Below are 20,418 nucleotides of genomic sequence, written 5' to 3' on the forward strand. Positions count from 1 at the left end.
ATGAAAGACAGTTATTTCGGTGAATTCGGGGGCTGCTTCGTGCCCGAGCTGCTCATGCCGCCGCTGCTGGAAGTGGAAGCGGCCATGCGCGAAATCATGCCCACGCCCGGATTTCAGGCGGAACTGGACGATCTGCTGCGCAACTACGCCGGGCGGGCCACGCCGCTGACCCATTGCCCCACGCTTTCGGAAGAGCTGGGCTTCAACCTCTGGCTCAAGCGCGAAGACCTGCTGCACACCGGCGCGCACAAGGTCAACAACACGCTGGGCCAGGCCCTGCTGGCCAAACATATGGGCAAAACGGCCCTGGTGGCGGAAACCGGCGCGGGCCAGCACGGCGTGGCCACAGCGGCGGCCGCCGCGCGTCTGGGCATGGACTGCATCATTTACATGGGCGGCGAGGATGTGGAGCGCCAGTCCGCCAACGTCCGGCGGATGAAGCTGCTGGGCGCCGAGGTGCATGCCGTGCAGAGCGGCACCCGCACCCTCAAGGACGCCATCAACGAGGCGCTGCGGGCCTGGATCGCCAGCCAGCGGACCACCCATTACTGTTTCGGCACCGCCGCCGGGCCGCATCCCTTCCCCACCCTGGTGCGCAAGCTGCAGAGCGTCATCGGCCGGGAAACCCGCGCCCAGATGCTGGAAAAAAACGGCAGGCTGCCGGACGCCGTGGTGGCCTGCGTGGGCGGCGGTTCCAACGCCATCGGCATGTTCCATCCCTTTCTGGAAGACGCGGAGGTGCGGCTTATCGGCGTGGAGGCGGCGGGCACCGGCAAGCCGGGCTGCTTCAATTCCGCGCCCCTGAACCTGGGCACGCCCGGCGTGCTGCACGGCAATTACAGCATGCTTTTGCAGAATAACGACGGCCAGATCGAGCCTTCGCACTCCATTTCCGCCGGTCTGGATTATCCCGGCGTGGGGCCGGAGCACGCCTTTCTGCACAAGACCGGCCGCGTGCAGTACGGCATGGTCAAGGACGCCAACGCCCTGGCCGCGTTTCTGCGGCTCTGCCGGGCAGAGGGCATTCTGCCCGCTCTGGAATCCTCGCACGCGCTGGCCTGGGTGCTGGATCACCCGCAGGAATTCGCGCCCGGCAGCCATGTGGTGGTCAATCTCTCGGGCCGGGGCGACAAGGATATGGACATCATCCGCGCGGCGCTTGCCGAAAAAGAGGTATAATCATGCATCCGCTTGAAGAAAAAATCCGCAAGGCAACGGCCGCCGGGCGTCCGGCGTTGATCCCCTTTCTGACCGCGGGCTTTCCCGACAGCGCGCGCTTCTGGCCCACGCTGATGGAGCTGGACGAGAACGGCGCGGACGTTATCGAAATCGGCGTGCCTTTTTCCGACCCCGTGGCCGACGGCCCGGTGGTGGAAGAGGCCTCGCGCCGCGCCCTGAGCGACGGCGTCAATCTGCGCGATCTGCTGAAGGAGATGATCCCGCGCAAGGGCCTGATCAAGGCGGGCGTGGTGCTGATGGGGTATTTCAATCCCTTTTTGCAGTACGGCCTGGAAGAACTGGCCCGCGACGCGGAAAAAGCCGGGGTGCACGGCCTGATCGTGCCGGATCTGCCGCACGAGGAGTCCGGACCCATGCGCGCCGCCCTGAACAAGCACGGCATTGCCCTGATCCCCCTGGTGGGCCCCAATACCAGTGAGGAGCGCATGGCGCTCTATGCCGCCGAAGGGCAGGGTTATGTGTATGTGGTGTCGGTCATGGGCATCACGGGCGAACGCTCCGGCCTGGCCCCTCGGGTGGCGGAGACCATGAAGCGGGCGCGCAAGGTCTTTTCCCTGCCGCTGGCTCTGGGCTTCGGACTGCGCGAACCTTCGCAACTGGCGGAATTGCCCGCCGAGGCCAAGCCCGACGGCGTGGTTTTCGGCAGCGCCCTGCTCAAACATCTGGACGCCGGTGAAAGCGCGGCGGACTTTCTGGCCCGCTGGAAGTAAGAACGCGTTGTTGTACTGCGTTTCATGCCCGGCCCGCCATGATGACGGGCCGGGCATGAAAGCAAGAGGGCTGGTGCCGCTGGAAAGCAAAGCCATGGAGTGACGAAGGTCTTGTTCTGTCACGGCATTTCTACAATGCAGTTCAAAAAATATTCAAACTAGAGCAGATTAACTTTGAAATGTTGTACATTTCAAAGTTTAAAGGTACGCTCACTCCGCCGCTTAACGGCGCAAATAAATTGCGTTTACGGCTTTTCGTGGCGCGAGGCTGCTGTGCAGCCTTATTAGAGCGTTTCAAAATTAAAGCGCTCTAATAAGTTGATGTCCCACCTTGTATTTTTTTATACTTGCATTCTGTCACTTTCCCAGCTTTATCAACATACAGATTAAAAACTACATCATAATCAATTTTCATTGTTGTTGGTTCTAAATTGAATGCAGGAGCATCAACTCCGACTTCTACCTCGTCAGTATAATAATAAGAATATATTCTTGTTCCATCAGGCAATTCTTTATATACATCTCCTATAGGTTCATATTTGCCTCATATATAATTACCTTTATTGCAATAATTTATGTATCTCTGGACTACATATGCATACATGCCCTGTCTGACATTCATATTCCTCGGCATCCAGAGAGTAAAACCTGTTTTAGAATTTACATAGTTTTCCGGGAAACGGCCAAAAAGGCCGCTTTCATTTCGCCCTGGTAATGGACCGCAGGCACAGAGCAGCATAAAAACACAGAGTAAGGCAATACTTTTGTACATACTGTCTCCTACCTTCCAGCATCGGATGGCGGCGTTACAGGTGTATCTTTTTTGGTCGGAGGGTTGGCAAACATATTGGCCAAGGCTTCATGAAGAAAAGTCATGGGATCACTGCCAAGTCCCTGTAAGGCTTGTTCAACTGCTGTGGGTTTCTTCTCTCCAGCCGATTGGGAAGCTCCGTCTTCTTTTTTATCTTTGCCTTTGTCCTTATCGCCGCCGAACAGACCCGAAAAGATTTTCTTGAAAAAGCCGCCTGGGTCTGTGGAGAGTTCATTCAACGTATTCAACACATTGGTTGTAGTATTCGGGTTCAGTATGGTGTCCACATAGGTAAAGGCCGGATCCAGGTTAATATTTACATTAGTTGTCTGTTCAGTCTTCATGGCCTGAGAAGGATCGCGGTTTAGACCATCCAGAGACTGTCCGGGATTGTCGCGCACGATGATCTCGCCCTTGCCAATGGTGGCATAGGCGGTCTGAGTCGTTTCCTTGTAACTGTAAGAAAACTTGTCCGGAGAAACATTGTGAAGGTCATCTTTCTTGAATCCATTCCACCAATCCTGCAAATCCTTTTGTGTGTTCACCAAGTTTTTCATCCAAGGTTTCGCATCGGCATATAATTCGGATTTACTCGAATTAACTTGTTCTTGATTATTTTGTGCAGGCTGTTTGGTACCACCTTCACTACCAGACTCTGGCGTATTATTCCCCCCCCCGGCTTAAATGTCTGCCCCCACTTGATGCCCGCGCTCATGCCGGTTTCCGTGGTCTTGCCGACCACGTTTTCATAGCTCAGCGTACCGGTGTCCAGCTTGAGATTGTCGTTGAGTGCGGCGATGATGGCCCCGGCCACATGGGTATTGTTCTCCGTGTAGATGTCCACGCTGTCGCTGCCCAGAATGGAGGTTTGTTCGCCCACAGCCTTGCCGTTGCCCTTTTGGTAAGCGAAACCCAGATTGGCGTTCTGGCTTACGCTGACGGCGGCCCCATAGCCCACTGTGGCGCTGGCCCCGGCGTTGTAGCTGTCGCTATGTGACGAACTGGAATCCTGCACACTGGCCACAGTGAGATTGCGGCCCACGGTCATGTCCACATCCTTGGCCGTGAGATTGCCCCCGGCCACGGTAGTGTCCTGACCGGAAACCGTAGTCAGCTTTTCCCCTGCCGCCAATTTGGCATTGTCATGCTTGAGTCCGCTGCTGTCCCCTTGCTCCCCGTTCAGGGCAAAAGAACCATTAACGCCCAAAGTGTAGCCGCTTTTATTCTTTCAAATGAGCAAGGCCTCCACAAATGGAGGCCTTGCTATCATGGACGGATTCCATCTGAGGTGCCGTACTCTAATCGATATTCGCTTGGAAATTTTTGCCACAAGCAACCATAGATACGGCCATTTTTGTCAGCGTAAATGTTAAACACAGTTATGTACCAATCCGTAGTACCAAAGCCAGGAATATCTTCGCCGTAATAATAAGCCCATATACTATTCCCATAGTTAGGTAATTCTTTATAAATTGTCCGCTGACTTGGGAAGAGATCAGCTACATTTTTCCCTTTATAATATCCGCTGGAGCAACGAGCCTCTTCTCCTCTGGCCTGGAATTCCCATGATGATGTCCTCAACATATTTTTCGGTACCCACATTTTGATGACTTCGCCGGTCTCTGCGTCGCGTAACGGTTCATGTTGCGGCTCGGAAGCGGTCGCTCCACCGCCGCTCCCAAACACAATATCCCTCAGGAAACCGGAGAGCAGGCACTCCATAAGCGCCAGTAAAAGGAGGGTGCGCATGGTTTCCTCCTAGTGTTGTGTTGCGGCCTGCGGGCCGGGAACGGATGGTGCTGGCGCGGAAGTCGGCGTTTGCACTGTGGGCGTTGTCGGGTTCTCCTTGGGCGTCGGTCGTCTCAGCAAGGGAATACTTTTGGCGAGACTGTCTTGCAGTTCGTTCAAAAAGGCCTTGGGATCGGCAAAGAAGTTAAACGTGCCTGTAATATTGGCAGGCCATCCCCAGCCACTGAGCACGTCATTGACATAGCTGAAGGCCGGTTTCCAGTCGATGTTCACATCTACGGTTTGCTCAGTCTTCATGGCCTGGGACGGATCGCGGTTCAAGTCGTCTAAAGATTGGCCGGGATTGTCGTGCATGATGACTTCTCCCCTACTAATAGAAACATTGGCAGTTTGAATTTTTTAATAAATAGGTAATTAAATATTTATCAGCAAAATTAAATACGTATATTTTATAATATAAATTAATTTATAAATTATCAATTTTACTTTAAAAACATATACTATGTATCTAAAAATTGATCATGCTTTATGAAAAAGAGCAAGCCATTCGGCGGATGGCTTGCTCTTTTTCATAATACGTTTCTCTCAGCGTGGAGGATGAACGTGAGGATTAATACCGTCATTGGTGCCGTATTTTAAACGATAACTAAATGGATATTTTCTCCAAGCACACCCATAGATTGTACCGTCAGGTTTTACATATATATTGAAAACCGTTATATACCAATCTGTCGTATCAAAGCCGGGAATTTCTTCACCATAATAATAATATGCCCACACCCATCCCCCACTAGAAAGTTTTTTATAAACTCCACGTTTACTTGGTAGAAGGCTCGTATCTTGCTTCCCTTTATAATCTCCATCTGAACAGAGTCTTTCTTCTCCTCTGGCTTCCCATGCCCATACAGCATTGCGAATCATTCCATTTTTAGGCATCCACATCTTCACTTCTTCATGGGTATAGGGATCTATTACAGTTTTTGAGGGCGGCTTGGAGGGAGCCGCAGACTTTTCGCCCCCCCCAAACACAATATCCCTCAGGCAACCGGTCAGCAGACAACCGATAAACGCCAGCAAAAGAAGGTTACGCATGGCTTCCTCCTAGTGTTGCGCTGCGGCCTGCGGGCCAGAAGTAGAAGGCGTTGGAGTGGAAGCCGGTGTTTGCGCCGCAGGCGCCGTCGGGTTCTCCTTTTTCTGCTCAGGCCGCTTCAACAAGGGAATACTTTTGGCAAGAGTGTCCTGCAAGTCGTTCAAAAAGGCCTTGGGATCGGCAAAGAAGTTAAACGTGCCTGTAATGTTGTTTGGCCATCCCCAGCCACTAAGTAAGTCATCCGCGTAGCTAAAGGCCGGTTTCCAGTCGATATTCACATCAGCGGTCTGCTCGGTCTTCATGGCCTGAGACGGGTCACGGTTCAGGCCATCCAGAGACTGGCCAGGATTATTGCGTACAATTATTTCCCCCTTGCCAATGGTGGCATAGGCTGTTTGGGTCGTTTCCTGCTCGATATGGGCAAATTTACCAGGCGTGACACCATAAAGCGTGTCTTTTTTTGTAGTGTTCCACCAGTCTTGAGTGTCATCCATTACTCCAAAGAGCGCACCCATCCACTCCGGCAAATTTCTATATTTTTCCTGCCGATTTTTCTTCTTTTGCTCTTCCTTTGCCTTTTGGGTTGTCGCCTCTCTCTGGCTTTGAGTTGATTGGTTGCTGGTTTCCATTTCTCCTATATTTACGTCTTCTGGTTGCGTTACATCCTTCCCTGTGTCTCCTGACTTCTGTTCCGGACTGTAGTTCCAGTTGATACCCGCACTCGTGCTGGTCTGAGTGGTCTTACCCACAAGATTTTCATAGCTCAGAGTGCCGGTATCCAGCTTGAGATTGTCGTTGAGGGCCGCGATGATGGCCCCGGCCACATGGGTATTGCCTTCGGTATAGATATTTACGCTGTCCGAACCCAGAATGGAGGTCTGTTCACCCACCATGTTGCTGTGGCCCTCGCTCACCGTGCCGCTGAGATTGGCGTGATAATTTTCATTGTAGTTCTTTTTGGGGGGAAGATGGGCATCTCCGGCGGCCAGGGACCCCGCGCCGATCAATCCGGCGGCCTGATCCAACGGCCCGCCGTCACCGGCAAGGGCCGCTCCCGCGGAGGCCAGAGAACCCGCCTGCGAAATCAGGTTTTCGGAACCGATATCCCAGGCAGCGCCATAGCCGGTGGTAAAGCCGCCGCCCGCATTGTACGAGCTGGAACTGGACGAACTGGTGTCCTGCTTGCTGGCGACGGTGAGGTTGCGGCCCACGGTCATGTCCACATCCTTGGCTGTGAGATTGGCCCCGGCTACGGTGGTGTCCTGGCCGGAAACGGTAGTCAGCTTTTCTCCGGCCAACACCTTGGCGTTGATGTATCTGTGGCTGTTGCCGTCCGCTTCGTTTCCGGCCAGATTCACATTGCCGTTCATTCCCAGCGAATAGCCCTTGGTCCCCGCAGTGGCCTTGACGCCCACCCCCGCGCCGAAGCTGCCGCCGTCGCTGCTGCTTCCGGCGGAGGATTCGGCGGCATGAATATCCAGGTCCCGCCCGGCGGCCAATGTCATATCCCGTCCGGCCTGGGCCTGGGTGCCCTGCATGGTCAAATCCTGCCCGGCGGCCAGGGTCATATCCCTGCCCGCCGACAGTTCGTCGGGCACGGCGGTGGAGGAGTGGCTCTCGCCGCTCTTCCAGGATGAATTCACGCCTAAAGTCAGACTGGCCGAAGCCTGGCTGCTTGCCAGACTTTCGCCGCTTTTGATGACAGCGTTGGCCTTGTCGACTCCGTCCATGGGGCCGCTGACCGTGTTCACGTCCTTTACGGATGTATACACTTTCTGGGCGTTGCTGGTCAGATTCTGCTCCAAGGTCAGACTCAAACCCGCACGCAGGGTCTTTTCATACTGGCTGGCGCTGGCCGTGTCCGTGGCCTGCAAGAGATTGATATCCTTGCCGGCGGCCATATTCAAGTCCTGGGCAGCCGCCAGCCGGGAGCCGGACAAGTTGACGTTCTGCCCGGCGTTGACCGTGATGTCTTTATTGGCCGTGATCTGGCTGGCCGCGTTCCGGGTATTGGCGTTGGCGTTGCCCTTGGCCGTCTCCTGATAGCCCATGAAAAAGCTGGTTTTGTCCAGGCCCAGAATGCCTTCCACACCGAAGCCGGAGGAGAACTTTTCCTTGCTGTGGGACGAGGTGCTGGCGCCGCCGAGAATGTTGGCGTCCCGCCCGGCATTGATGGTGACATTATTGCCCGCGCTGAGGCTGGAGCCGACAATGGCCGCGTCGCGGGCGGCCGTGAGATTGATGTCTTGTCCGGCGGCCAGACTGGAGGCCTGGCTGGTGCTGCTTGCGCTTTGCTCCTTCTTGCCCTCGGTGCCGTAGAAGCTGGTGAAGGAACCGCCGCCGCCCAGACCGAAGCCGGTCTGCTTTTTGTAATACCAGGAGGCGGACTGGTTGGCGCCGTCCACAACGGCCACGTCGCCGTCGCGGGCCGTGAGGTTGATACTGTCCACAGCGGCCAGATTGGAGGCCGTGACGCTGACGCTCTTGCCCGCGTCCAGGGTGACGTTTTGGCCCATGAGGTTGGAGGCCACCTGGGTCACTGAGGAATTGCCTTCTTTCTTGGATGAGGAACTGAGGCCCAGCGCGCCCACGGTGGACTTGGTATGGCTGAAATAGGAGCTGTTCTGGCTTGAGGCCACGTTGACGTTGCCGCTGGCGGCCACGGTGAGGTCTTTGCCGCTGAGCAGGTTGGAACCCACCACCGAGGCATGGCCGGTTTGGGCGGGCGCGCCGGTCAGGCCGGAAACCCCGGCCAGCAGGCTGAGATTGCCGCCGGAGGCCACGGTGGAGGATTTGCTGCTGCGGTAGTCCTGGGTATAGGTGGACTTGGAACTGGAGGAGAACAGCCCTCCCTTGCCGGAGCTGGCCTTGACGAAGGAACTGAAGGTATCCTGCACGGCCACCACGGACAGATTGCCGCCCGCCGCGAGTTGGGCGTCGCCGCCCGCGCCCACCTGGGAACCGGCCACGGTCATGTCCCGCCCGGCGGTCATGTTCAGGTTGCCCCCGGCGGCCACGGTGGAGCCGGTATGGGTGACGCGGTGCTCCCAGCTTTTGGAGCCGCCGTCAAGGTGAAATTCCTCGGTGACGGTGCCTACGGTCAAATCCCGCCCGGCGGCCAGGGCCACGTCGCCCCCGGCGTTGAGGCTGGAGCCCCGGATGGCAAGATCGTTGCCCGCCACGGCGGTTACGCTGCCTGTGGCTTCAATGCCCGCCTGGGCCTGCACGTGCCTGTGGGCGGAGTTGCCCTGGTCCGCAAGGGTGAGGGTTTGCGAAACAATGTCGCCCCCGGCCGCCAGGGTGATGTCGCCGCCCTTGAGGTGGCCGCTGTTGTTGGTGATATCGTTCAAAGCTGTCAGGTTCAGCGTGCCCCCGCGCAACAGGCCGCCGGTGTTCTCAATGTTGACCGAGGCCAGGTTCACGCTTTCGCCGCTGATAAGACCCTCGTTCACAATGTCCTTGCCCGCATTGACATAGACGTTTTTGGCCTGCACGCCGCCGCCCGGCATAATGTCCGCCTGTGTGGCCGAGGCCAGGTAGAGATGCGGCACAAGCACCTTTTCGCCCATGTGCTCTTCTTCCACCAGCCAGATGATATCCTGGGTCAGCGCCGCCACCTGATCGGGCGTGAGGGCCACGCCCGCCGTGAGTTCAAGGCCTTGAGCCTGGGCGACGGCCGCATCCATCAGGCCGCGCATCTGGTCCGCGTCCGAACTGTAGCCATCCAGAAAACGCCTGCCCGTGGCGCTCAGAATCTCCTGCTGTACCAGGCGCGTCTCGTAAAAGGCGTCGCCCAGCAGAACCACCTGCTGGCGGTTCTGGTCCAGACCGATGCGGCTGAGAAAATAGTCGGAACCGTAAAAGAGGCCCATATTCGTGAACATGGGATTGGTTTCAATCAAATAATGGTGGCCCGGCGCGGCTGACGGGTGGAACATGGGACTGCCCGCGAAAGGATAGCCCGCGCCGACAGTGTGGTCGGTGGGCAGGGAAATGCCCTGACGGTCGCTGTAATTGTTGAACGTGTCCGTCACGTCCAGGTACAGGCCGGAATTGGCGGAAAGCACGGAGGGGGAGCGGCCGATCTCCTCGTAGGTTTCATTATAGGAGCGGAAATACTCGCCGGTGAAATCGTCGTCCGAGTCCCAGCCCTTCATGGTTTCCTTGACCGTGCGCGTCCGTTGCAGCACGGCATCCTTGTTTTCGACGTTGTCCGCCTTGACCACAAGGTTGTTTCCGGCGGCAATGGTGCTGTAATGGTTTTCAAGCGTTCCAGCGCCGATAAGAATGTCTCCGCCCGCAAGCAGTTGGGCTGACGGAGAATCCTTCAGGATATAATCTTCATACACATTGACGTAATACCAGAGTTGCCGCCTGTCGCAGCCATGCCCCAGCAACGGTTTATTGCATTCATACCACTCATTGTACGAGATGTGCTTGCCCCGTTCAGCCACCTGAAATTCGCGTTTTTTGTTTTCCACGGTTTTCGCGTTGATGGCGATTTCGTTACCGGCGGAGATGACGCCCGAAAGGTTGCGCACCACATTCTCGCCCTTGCCGTCAGCGTCCGCAATCAGGATGTCGCGCCCGGCGTATATCTCGCCGCCGTCGTTGAGCAGCAGGCCGGAAGCGAACAAGCGCTGATCCCGCGCGGCGTACAGAACACCGTTGATATTGCTCAGCTTGTCACCCTGATATTCCAAATCCTGACCGGCCGCCAGAAATGCGCCGTCCACGGTCACATCAGTGCCGCGCAGAAAAAGATCATTGCCGGAAGAAAGGCTGCTCCGCGCGTCAAACAGGGCCGTGCCCACATCCAGAATCAGATCGGAACCGGCGCTCAGGCTCGCGTCGTTAAGTTCCGCCAGGGTAGCCCGCACGGCCAGATCAGTGAAGGCCTCGGCCTTGGATTTTTGCGTCATGCCGACGTGCTCCACATCCAGTCCCACGCGTTCGCCTTGCGCCACGCTGTTCTCGAGATTGAATTCGCCGCCGGACAAGAGTACGTCGCCCTTGGCGGCAATGGTGGAGGACTTGGCCCCAGCCGTTTTGGCCGCGATGCTGATGGACCCGCCGGACAGCAGTTGTGCCTGTTCCGCCTTCAACGTATTGACGGCAATACTTGTCTTGCCGTCTTTCGTCAGGCCGCCGGAACTGTCCATGCCGGACGCCATCCGCGCGTCCACATCTAGAAGCAGGGTAGCGGCCCGCACCGACAGATTACCACCGGCATAAAGCCCGGAGGCCTTTTCCGGCGCCGGTGCGGAAGCCGCACCGGCGGCCACATTTTCAGCCTGTTTTTTAGCCTTGCGCGCCTCGTACTGCGGTTCGAAGACGCCTTTTTCCAGGCGCACATTTTCCGCCGCCACCGTCAGGTCGCGGGCCGCCGTGACGGCGGCTCCGGTCAGCTCAATATCCCCCTTGCTCACCAGTATGGCGTCGCCGCCCGAGGCGGCCTCACGCAGACGCAGTTTGCCGTCGGCGGTGATGACCATCTGATCCGCGCTCTGCACTGCGCCTTCCAGGTTCACGCCTACGCCCTTTTCCGTGGCGATGAGGGTGATGCGGTTGGCATACATGCCGCCCAGGGCCGAGGAATCAATGCCCACTTCGGGCTTGTCGTCGGAAGCGGGCGGGACAGCGGGTGTGGAGGGATCGGCCGGGACCGCGTCCGCCAACGGGGTCACCGTACCGTCGGCGGCCACGTGATTTTTGCCCGTCACCACGGCCAGACTGTTGGCCCGCACCTGGGCCTCCACGCCGGCCGTGCGCGCCAGCAGGGTGAAGGCGTCCGTATTGTCGGCGTTGACGCCCGCGCCTTCAATGCGGATGTCGCCCTGGCGCACCTCGTAGCCGCACAGCGCGCCGTTGCCGTCCACCTTCGGTTTGCCCGTGGTGATGGTGGCGCGCGGCACGTTGATGAAGCCGCCGCCGTTGACCGTCACGCCATTGGGGTTGGCCAGAATCACGTCCGCCGCGCGGCCGTTGACTTCAATATAGCCTTCGATGCGCGAGCGGTTGGCGCTGGTCACTTCGTTGAGAACGGCGCGCGCCTCGGCCCCATGGTTGCCGTTGAAATTGGGGTTGCCCGCCAGAATGCCGCCCAGCTGCGAATTGGCTGCACTGCTGCTGTTGTTCAGGATCAAGCCCTGCTGGTGGACGTTGAAATCGTGGTACTGGTTATGCGACAGGCCGGAACCGTTGGCGGCCGTAATGTTGACCACCGGCACGCCGTTGGGGGCGGCTTCCATGGACGGGCGCTTGTCGGCCGCGGCGTTGGGGTCGGGCGTCACGCCAGCCGCCTGAACGGCCGCGCCCAGCACCGGCGAAAGAATCAACTGCGCCGTGAGCACGGCGCACAACAAACCATTGCGCGCTTCCCTCATCCTCTCCATGACTTCCTCCCGCAAACCCGCACCCCACGCTCCTTGCCCGGAGCGTATGTTCCGCGTGCCGGAAATGGAGGCGGCACGGCAAAACGGTATGCGTTAAAATGTATAGCGCAACGTCAGATACCAGACGTCGTCCTTCTCCTTCACGTAATCCGGCGCGCCCAGCGGATGGGACCAGGCCACCTGCATTGAAAAATCACCGCTGGTGCGCAGGCCCAGAGCCATGCCGCTCAGCTCGCCCCACTCGTAGGGGTCTTTGCCGTCCCTGACGATGCCGCCGTAATCATAGGCCGCGAAAAGCCGCACCTGGCCGAAGGGCGCTTTTTTGACCGGGCCCAGCCATTTCTCCGGCACGGTCCAGGCCAGTTCGTTGCGCACGTAGCCGCCGCAATCCCCGCCCACGGGCGTTTCCTTGAAGCCTCGCACCGTATAGGAGGAACCCAGGTAGAGCCGCTCCGAGCCATACATGGTCTGCTCACTAGTCTGGCCGTAGGCCGAGAGCGACCAGGCCCACTGCTGTTCGCCCACATTGAAAGGCCGGTACCAGCCCAGCGTGCCCGTGGTTTTGCTGAAGCGGGTGTGCGGCGTGGTGGAGGTGATGGGGCCGGGCACGCTCCAGGACATGTCGGGCAAACCCCAGATCTGCTCGGCCTGCAAGGTCAGCACGCCGCCCAGCATGCGGCGCACATAGCTTGCGGCCAGACCGCTGGTGGTCATGCGGTAGCTGCTGGCGATCAGGCGCACGTCCTCAAACCGGTTGACCACATCCCGGTACTGGATGAAGCCGCCCAGCGAGAGCTTGCCCGCCGCGTCGCGCCAGATTACCCGGTCCAGGGCCAGACGGGCCGCCGTGGTTGTGCCGCTGCTGGTATAAGCCTGATTCAGGCCGTAAATTTGGGTGCTGTAATTGAATCGGCTGACGCTGCCGCTCAGCAGCCAGTAGCCGAAAGGGATGGAAAACAGTCCGGAAAAGCTGTCGCTGTAACCCTCCCACGGATTGCCGAATTGTCCGGCTATGCGCGGCATGGAGCTTGTCCAGTACAGGGCGATCTGATCGTTGCAGCCCAGAAAATTGTCCTTCTCAAACCCCAGGGTATACTGGGTGAGGCCTGTGGTCTCCTGCCCGAGATTGTCCACCCCGGCCGAAAGCCGCTAGGTGCGCTGCTGCACGTTGTTGATCAGCACCCGGCTGGAACCCGCCTCCGCGCCGGGCTCAATGCGCATGGAAGCATTATTGGAGGGCAGGCGGTTGAGCTGGTCCAGTCCTTGCTCGATGTCGCGCAGTTGTAGCACCGAACCCTTCACGCCGGGGAAGATGGTCAGAAACTGTCTGGGCTGCATGGTGGAAGCGGCATCCGGCCCGATGCTCTCCACCCGCCCCTCAATGATTTTGATGACCAGTACGCCCTGACTGAGATCCTGCGGCCCCAGTACGGCCCGCGAAGTGACGTAGCCGCGTTCCACATAGGCGTTGGTCAGCTTTTGCAGCACGGCATTGATGCCGTCCAGGTTGAGGCATTGGCCCTCATAGGGGGAGACCAGTTTGCGCATCGCCGTTTCGGAAAGCAGGCGCGCGCCTTCCACCCGGATGGAGCGCACGGTCACGCAGGGACCGCCGGGACGCAACGCCTCGGTTCCCCTGGGCGCGACCTCCACAGCGGGCGGCGGCGTCAGCAACTGCCGGCGTTGCCGGGCCTCCTGCTCGCGCAGGCGCTGCTCATACGGTTGGGCCGCGCGAGCGGGCTGATCGAACGGCGTGGTTGGTCCGGCGGCCTTGACGGCTGCCGGAAACAATTGCGCTGCCAAGACCGCCGGAAACAGCATGACAAGCAGAATCTTGCACATATGTAAGCATAAAAATGTAAGACTTAAAAGTAAATATAAGTAAATTTATTTTAATTGTAACTTGCTGATTATAAATATAAATTTATGGATTCATTGGCAATTTTTTGTTGCCGGACTAGCGAAAAATCCCCCGGACGGGAGCCGCTCATTACATAGTTGCAATCATATTCGGCTGATACCCCTGTGGCAACCCATGTCGGCATATTTGCGGCGCTCTGGAAACATCAAGAAAAACAGACGGTAGAAGTGAGCCTTAATGTCGCAGGCAAGAAAGGGCTTCCGGGTGCGGCTCCGGCTGATAGACATATCCGGAGGGAGTGCATTGTGAAAAACTTCTTGACTTTGAAATTCATTTTCAATTAAAAAGGGGAAAGACAAATTTGCAATGAACGGTTCTTTTCGCCACGGGGGTCAGCGGGAAGGCCATAGCCAGGAGAAAAGCTATGTGCGTTACCTTGATCGGCGGCATGGACAGGCTGAAGCCCGAGTATATGGCGGCGGCCAAAGAAGGCGGGCACAGCCTCAAGTGCATCAGTCGCAATGAGCGTAATTTTGTGGAAAAAATCGGCAACCCGGACGCGGTGATCGTATTCACCAACAAGATTTCCCACGAGGCCAAGCGCAAAGCCATGCAACTGGCGCGCTCGCGCAATATCCCCATTCACATGGTTCATTCCTGCGGGGTGTCGTCCTTGCGGGAGTGCCTGCGTTCGTCATGATCGCTTGACATTTCGTGAACAAGTGGCTAGTTCATTTCGGAAATGAATTTCATTTTTATGGAGTCCCGGCAATGAGAGCGATCAGGAAGGTGGATTGCGGGCGGCGGAAAGGATCTGACGCCGGACACGCCGGAGGGGAGGTTTGGGCATGAGTGCGGTGAGACAGTTCAAAGCGGTGGAGGAAATGCAGGGCGGAGCGCCCGGAGCGGTGCGCATTGCGCTGGCGGGCAATCCCAACTGCGGCAAAACCACGGTCTTCAACGGCTATACCGGGGCTCGCCAGCATGTGGGCAACTATCCCGGCGTCACGGTGGACAGAAAAGAGGGGCGTTTTGTTTTCAACGGCGAGTCCGTGACCCTGGTGGACCTGCCCGGCACCTACAGCCTGACCGCCTATTCCCAGGAAGAACTGGTGGCCCGTCGTGAACTCGCGGGCAACAATGTGCAGGCCGTCATTGACGTGGTGGATTCCTCCACTCTGGAACGGAACCTGCTGCTGACCGTGCAGATGCTGGAAATGGGCATGCCCGTGGTGCTGGCCTGCAATATGATGGACGAAGCCCGCGCCGCGGGCATCCACATTGACATGGAACGGCTGGGCCGACTGCTCGGCATCCCGGTACTGCCCATGGTGGCCCGCACGGGCGAGGGCTTGAAAAAAGCGCTGGAAACGGCGATCAGCCTGGCTCGTGAAGACAAGCGGGAGCCGTTGCGGCTTTCCTACGGCTCGGATCTGGACGGCCTGATCGTCACGCTGGAGAAGAAAATAAGCGAAGGCGGCCTGCTGGCCCGGCAGTATCATCCGCACTGGGTGGCCCTCAAGCTGGTGGAAGGCGACGAGGAAATCCGCTCGGAAGCGGCGGCGGCCAATGCCTCCCTGACCGCCGAACTGGAAGAACTCTGCAAAAAGACCACGTCCCACGTGCGCAGCACGCTCAACGTCAGCATGGAATCCGTCATCACGGACTGCCGCTACGGCTATATCCGCAGCCTGCTCCGCGACGGCATCATCCAGCAGGACCCCGGCAAGGACCGGCTGGCGCTTTCTGACAAGCTGGACAAGGTGCTCACCAACACCTTCCTGGGCCCGCTGATCATGATCGGCGTGCTCTATATGGTCTTCCAGGTCACTTTTGCCCTGGGCGCGTATCCCCAGGGCTGGGTGGAGGACGGCTTCGCCTGGCTGGGCGAGTTCTGCACCAGTGTCATGCCCGAAGGTCTGGCCCAATCCCTGGTTGTGGACGGCATCATCGCCGGTGTGGGCGGCGTGGTCAGCTTCGTGCCCCTGATCCTGATCATGTTCGCGCTCATCGCCTTTATGGAAGACAGCGGTTATATGGCGCGCGTGGCATATATGATGGACCGCATCTTCCGCTTTTTCGGCCTGCACGGGGCCTCGGTGATGCCCTATATCATTTCCGGCGGCATTGCGGGCGGCTGCGCCATTCCCGGCGTCATGGCCACGCGCACCCTGCGCAGCCCCAAGGAAAAACTGGCGACCCTGCTGACCCTGCCGTACATGACTTGCGGGGCCAAGCTGCCGGTCTTTCTGCTGCTGGCCGGCGCGTTCTTCCCGGAGAGCGCCGCCACAGTCATGTTTATGGTTATGATCGTCGGCTGGGTGGCGGCTCTGGTGGTGGCCCGGCTGCTGCGCTCCTCCATCGTCAAGGGAGAGGCCACGCCTTTTGTCATGGAACTGCCGCCGTACCGCCTGCCCACACTCTTCAGCCTGCTGCTGCACTGCTGGGAACGGGCCTGGATGTACCTGAAAAAGGCCGGTACCGTGCTGGTGGCCATTTCCATCGTGATCTGGGCCGGTATGACCTTTCCCTCCCTGCCGGAGGAAATGGCCGCGCCTTTTGAACAGAAAATTGAACAGATCCAGGGCCGGGTTGACGCCCTGCCCGAAGGCGCGGAGGAACGCGCCGCCCTTGAGGAAGATCTGGCCCAGGCCCGGAATACTCTGGGCGAGGAAAAGCTGGCCTATTCCGCGGCCGGGCGGCTGGGCCGTCTGGTGCAGCCCGTGACCGAGCCCGCCGGTTTTGACTGGCGCACGGACATCGCCCTGCTGGCGGGCATTGCCGCCAAGGAGGCCGTGGTGGCCACCATGGGCACCGCCTGGGCTCTGGGCGATCAGGATCCCGAAGACGCCGCGCCCCTGGCCGAGCGCCTCAAGAGCGATCCTTCCTGGTCCAAGGCCACGGCCCTGTCGCTGATGCTCTTTGTGCTGCTCTATTCGCCCTGCTTCGTGGCCCTGGTGGTCATCCGGCAGGAGGCCGGAAGCTGGGGCTGGGTGGCCTTCAGCATCCTGTTCAATACGCTGCTGGCCTATGTCGTGGCCGTGGCCGCCTATCAGGTCGGCCGGACAGTCTGGGGGTAAGAACATGAAGCGCCGCGTCCCGTGACTTCTGGAACGCGGCCGCGCTGACGGCCCGCGCCGCATGCCTTGACAAAGGTTGTGCGGCGCGGGCATTGTTTTATCACAGCCCGGCCGCCGCCGGTCCGACGGCGTGGCCGGGATAACGCATTGTTTCCGGCTGGTCCGGGCGAGGAGGGCGCATGGGTACTCGGACCGGAGCCTGTCTGCTGCTCATCATGCTCGTTTCCCTCTGTTTCTGTCCCGGCGCGCGCGCCTGGGACGCCTATGTGGTGCGGGTGGAAGACGGCAACACCATTTCGGTCAGCGAACGGCCGGGCAGGGAGGAGCCCACTGTCATCCTCCGTTTTTACGGCATTGACGCTCCCTCCCAGAGCCAGCCTTTCGGCCGCGAGGCGCGGGATTTTCTGCTTCGGCTGATGCCGAAGGGCGCCAAGGTGAGCGTGGACAGCGTGGGCGAGGACGATCAGGGCACCGTGAGCGCGCTGGTTCAGGTGGCCGGAACCTCCGTCAACTACCAGCTTCTGGTTGAAGGCTTGGCCTGGGTGAGCCGTTCGACGTGCAAGGCCATGTTCTGCCGTCGCTGGTACATTCAGGAGCATCAGGCCGTTGTGGACCGGCGCGGCCTGTGGGGCCTGAATATGAGCACGCCGCCCTGGCAGTGGGGCCGGTGAGCGGCGGGCGGAAAAAATAAAGGAGCGGATATGAGCGCTGCGTGCCCGCAGGAAGTGCGGGAGTTTCTGGACAACTGGCAAACCGACCCCCTGAACGCCCGGCGGGCCTTCACGGCCTACAGGGATTTTCTCGCGAATCTGCCCGGCGTGAGCCTGGATTTCAAGGCCCGCCCGGGCGTCAGCTATTCCCTGCGCGCCCGGCATGAGGCGCAGCAAAAGCGCGAACTTTTCGTTCTTGTGGATGTGGTGGACGACGAGCCGGAAAGCCGCTGGCTGTCCGTCTGTTTTTACGCCGACATGATTACGGACCCGGACGAGCTGGGCGACTATGTGCCGGAAGGGTTGATGGGCGAGGACGCCTGCTGCTTCAACCTGGACGAGGACGACGCGGCCGTGCGCGACTACATCGCCGCGCGGCTGGCCGAAGCCGCCAAAAACGCCGCCGCGTGAGTCTCGCGGGCATCCCGGCCGCGTCCTGTTGCGTGGCCATAGATTTTGAGACGTCCGGCTATGCGGCCCACAGCGCCTGCGCCGTGGGGCTTGCGCGTATTGAGGGCGGTCGCGTTACGGACTGTTTTTACAGTCTGTTGCGGCCGCCCTCCGCGCGGGTGATGTTTACGGAAATCCACGGCCTGACTTGGCCCATGCTCAAGGATGCGCCCGGTTTCGCCGAAGTCTGGCCGGAAGCGGCCGCCTTTCTGCGCGGTGCGCGCTTCCTGCTGGCGCACAATGCCTCTTTTGACCGTCGCGTGTTGCTGGCCTGTTGCCGGGCCGCCGGTCAGACCGCGCCGGACACGCCTTTTCTCTGCACCTTGAAGGGCGCGCGGCGCAGCCTGCCCCTGCCCTCCAAGAAGCTCAATCTGGTCTGCGAGCATTTCGGCATCGCCCTGAACCACCACAATGCCGTGTCCGACGCGCAGGCCTGCGCCCAGGTCTACCTGCGCCTGCGCGCCTTGGGCGTTACGGACGCCCAGATGCGCCTCTGAGGCGGGAGAGCTTGCCCGGAATCGCCGAAGACTCTTTCCCTTCCGTTGGTCGAATTCCACCGGTCCATTTTGATTCGTCGTTGTTTCGCCGTCCGGCCGATCCGTTCGCCATGTCCCCGTCGACGCCCTGACGCCATTCCCGTCCTGCTCTCCTTTGCGAGGGAGCCGGGTGACGCCAAATCCTTGGCGCCGCCTCAATTTCTATCACATAATATGTTTGATTTATTATTGAAATAATCTCTGGAACAGTCTTTGCTTGTCCGGGGCAGGCATTCCTCTCGGGAATGCGGGAGGCTTTATGAAAAGTTTGTTCAACAGCCAGATCGGTCTTGTCAGCCGGGTCATGGACATGCAACTCCAGCGGCAGAACGTGATCACCAGCAACCTGGCCAACGTGGAAACCCCCAATTACAAGCCGCGCGAGCTGGCTTTTGAAAAAGAGCTGCAAAGCGCTCTGGGTCTCGACATGCGGGGCCGCATGAGCGCCACCAGCGAGGGGCACATGCCCGCGGCCTTCAATCCGGACAATTTCGGTCCCGAATGGTCCAAGCAGTTCAAGCCGCGCCAGATTCACGGCGAGGACCGCGTCAGCCTGGACAAGGAAATGGCCAAGCACGCCAAAAACCAGTTGCAGTACACGGCCCTGACTCAGGTTATGAGCAAGACGTTCGAGGGCATATCCACCATCATTGCGGACGGCAAGCAGGCTTAGCCGGGAGATCGCCATGGATTTTCTGACCGCGCTCGATATCGGGGCCTCCGGGCTCACGGCGGACCGCACCCGTATCAATACCATCGCCATGAACCTGGCCAACGCCAAGACAACGCGCACGCCCCAGGGCGGTCCCTACCGGCGGCGCACCGTGGTACAGGCGGCCACGGACGTGGACGATCCCTTTTCCGTGCACATGCGTTCGGCCCTGGACCGCGAGCTCAAGGGCGTGCGCGTCATGGCCGTGACCATGGACAAACGCCCGCTCAAGCAGGTTTATGAGCCGGGCCATCCCGACGCCAATGCCGAGGGCTATGTTTCATATCCGGACATCAATGTGGTGGAGGAAATGGCCAACCTGATGAGCGCCCAGCGCAACTACGAAGCCAACGTCACCACAGTGGAAGCCATCAAGGGTATGTACAACAAGGCCCTTGAAATCGGCAAGTCATAGGCTGTCGAGGGCAGCAAGGAGTAAGTTATGAGCGTTCAGGCATTGGGCTTGCGGGCCTACAGCGACGCGTTGCAGCATTTCAACAAGGTGGACGGCTCCCTCAAGCAGGGCATGCCCGTGGGGAAGCAGACCCTGTTTTCCCGCACCCTGGACCAGAGTCTGCTGCGCGACAGCGTGGACAAGGGAGAAACCTTTGGCGCACAGGCCGACTTCATCCGCTATCCGGACCAGCAGCATACCCCGGTCACGCCTGACAACAGCTTCGCCAATACAGTCAAAAACTCCCTGAACAAGGTCAATGAGCTGCAAAGCGCCAAAGCCCAGGCTATTGACGATTTCGCCTCCGGCCGCACGCAGAACGTGCATGAGCTGATGATCACCATGCAGAAGTCCAGTCTGGCCATGAAACTGACCAGCGCCGTGCGCGGCAAGGTGCTGGAGGCGTACAAGGAGATTTCCAAGATGCAATTCTAGATAGTGTAGTCACGAGATTGAGGCCCAAAGAAAAATACACCTGATATGAATTGCGGCCCGAAATGATGATGTATTCTTTGCATATCTGGTCGCAATTCCCCGCCATCGCTTCAAGTGAAGAAAGGCATTTTCGACAAGGTGCCGGATTTTATAGAGTCCTTTGTCATATTCTCGCTGCTCTTTTCT

General features: G+C 58.8%; 16 protein-coding genes and 3 pseudogenes. 10 read left to right on the plus strand and 9 right to left on the minus strand.

Annotation, left to right across the window (positions count from 1 at the left end):
• Positions 1-1,179: a tryptophan synthase subunit beta gene (trpB, locus tag FYJ44_RS07780; RefSeq protein WP_154510885.1), complete on the plus strand. Its 1,179-nt coding sequence runs from the start codon at positions 1-3 to the stop codon at positions 1,177-1,179.
• 2 nt (positions 1,180-1,181) lie between these two features.
• Positions 1,182-1,949 (plus strand): tryptophan synthase subunit alpha, encoded by a 768-nt coding sequence (gene trpA, locus FYJ44_RS07785; protein ID WP_154510887.1) that lies wholly within the window; start codon positions 1,182-1,184, stop codon positions 1,947-1,949.
• A 780-nt stretch (positions 1,950-2,729) separates the two neighbouring features.
• Here the strand turns inward: trpA and FYJ44_RS14670 are convergent.
• From FYJ44_RS14670 to FYJ44_RS14680, 8 genes and pseudogenes are all read right to left on the minus strand, one after another.
• Entirely contained in the window at positions 2,730-3,317 is a 588-nt protein-coding gene (locus FYJ44_RS14670) for a hypothetical protein (RefSeq protein ID WP_229772592.1), read from the minus strand.
• Positions 3,314-3,970 (minus strand): annotated as a pseudogene (locus tag FYJ44_RS07795) (hemagglutinin repeat-containing protein); the annotation flags it as partial. The gene FYJ44_RS14670 and the pseudogene FYJ44_RS07795, both read right to left, overlap by 4 nt.
• Positions 3,971-4,026: 56 nt before the next feature.
• Complete coding sequence (locus tag FYJ44_RS07800) at positions 4,027-4,509, minus strand: hypothetical protein (protein WP_154510891.1); 483 nt, start codon at positions 4,507-4,509, stop codon at positions 4,027-4,029.
• A 9-nt stretch (positions 4,510-4,518) separates the two neighbouring features.
• A complete protein-coding gene (locus FYJ44_RS07805; RefSeq protein WP_154510893.1) occupies positions 4,519-4,863 on the minus strand; it encodes a chitosanase in 345 nt (114 codons plus the stop codon).
• 231 nt (positions 4,864-5,094) lie between these two features.
• On the minus strand, positions 5,095-5,601 hold the full coding sequence (locus tag FYJ44_RS07810) for a hypothetical protein (RefSeq protein ID WP_154510895.1): 507 nt from the start codon (positions 5,599-5,601) through the stop codon (positions 5,095-5,097).
• Positions 5,602-5,610: 9 nt separating this feature from the next.
• Positions 5,611-11,994 (minus strand): hemagglutinin repeat-containing protein, encoded by a 6,384-nt coding sequence (locus tag FYJ44_RS07815; protein ID WP_154510897.1) that lies wholly within the window; start codon positions 11,992-11,994, stop codon positions 5,611-5,613.
• A 93-nt stretch (positions 11,995-12,087) separates the two neighbouring features.
• A pseudogene (locus FYJ44_RS14675) lies at positions 12,088-13,131 on the minus strand (ShlB/FhaC/HecB family hemolysin secretion/activation protein); the annotation flags it as partial.
• Positions 13,132-13,143: 12 nt separating this feature from the next.
• Positions 13,144-13,836, minus strand: a complete 693-nt coding sequence (locus tag FYJ44_RS14680; protein WP_229772593.1) for a POTRA domain-containing protein — start codon at positions 13,834-13,836, stop codon at positions 13,144-13,146.
• Positions 13,837-14,279: 443 nt separating this feature from the next.
• Between FYJ44_RS14680 and FYJ44_RS07825 the strand changes: the two genes are divergently transcribed.
• The 8 genes from FYJ44_RS07825 to fliE all read left to right on the plus strand — a co-directional run bounded on the left by FYJ44_RS07825 (position 14,280) and on the right by fliE (position 20,232).
• The gene (locus tag FYJ44_RS07825) at positions 14,280-14,555 is read left to right on the plus strand and encodes a DUF2325 domain-containing protein (protein ID WP_154510899.1); all 276 of its coding nucleotides are present in this window, start codon (positions 14,280-14,282) and stop codon (positions 14,553-14,555) included.
• 148 nt (positions 14,556-14,703) lie between these two features.
• Positions 14,704-16,935, plus strand: a complete 2,232-nt coding sequence (gene feoB / locus FYJ44_RS07830) for a ferrous iron transport protein B (RefSeq protein WP_154510901.1) — start codon at positions 14,704-14,706, stop codon at positions 16,933-16,935.
• A 179-nt stretch (positions 16,936-17,114) separates the two neighbouring features.
• On the plus strand, positions 17,115-17,606 hold the full coding sequence (locus FYJ44_RS07835) for a thermonuclease family protein (protein WP_154510903.1): 492 nt from the start codon (positions 17,115-17,117) through the stop codon (positions 17,604-17,606).
• A gap of 30 nt (positions 17,607-17,636) precedes the next feature.
• Entirely contained in the window at positions 17,637-18,056 is a 420-nt protein-coding gene (locus tag FYJ44_RS07840) for a hypothetical protein (RefSeq protein ID WP_154510905.1), read from the plus strand.
• Complete coding sequence (locus tag FYJ44_RS07845; protein WP_288957101.1) at positions 18,053-18,592, plus strand: 3'-5' exonuclease; 540 nt, start codon at positions 18,053-18,055, stop codon at positions 18,590-18,592. The genes FYJ44_RS07840 and FYJ44_RS07845 overlap by 4 nt, the downstream gene beginning before the upstream one ends.
• Positions 18,593-18,890: 298 nt before the next feature.
• A complete protein-coding gene (gene flgB / locus FYJ44_RS07850) occupies positions 18,891-19,304 on the plus strand; it encodes a flagellar basal body rod protein FlgB (RefSeq protein ID WP_154510909.1) in 414 nt (137 codons plus the stop codon).
• A 13-nt stretch (positions 19,305-19,317) separates the two neighbouring features.
• The gene (gene flgC, locus FYJ44_RS07855; RefSeq protein WP_154510911.1) at positions 19,318-19,758 is read left to right on the plus strand and encodes a flagellar basal body rod protein FlgC; all 441 of its coding nucleotides are present in this window, start codon (positions 19,318-19,320) and stop codon (positions 19,756-19,758) included.
• A gap of 27 nt (positions 19,759-19,785) precedes the next feature.
• The gene (gene fliE, locus FYJ44_RS07860) at positions 19,786-20,232 is read left to right on the plus strand and encodes a flagellar hook-basal body complex protein FliE (protein ID WP_154510913.1); all 447 of its coding nucleotides are present in this window, start codon (positions 19,786-19,788) and stop codon (positions 20,230-20,232) included.
• A gap of 9 nt (positions 20,233-20,241) precedes the next feature.
• Here the strand turns inward: fliE and FYJ44_RS07865 are convergent.
• A pseudogene (locus FYJ44_RS07865) lies at positions 20,242-20,418 on the minus strand (IS5/IS1182 family transposase); the annotation flags it as partial.

The organism is Desulfovibrio porci (assembly GCF_009696265.1).
In the GTDB taxonomy this organism is placed as follows: Bacteria; Desulfobacterota; Desulfovibrionia; order Desulfovibrionales; family Desulfovibrionaceae; genus Desulfovibrio; species Desulfovibrio porci.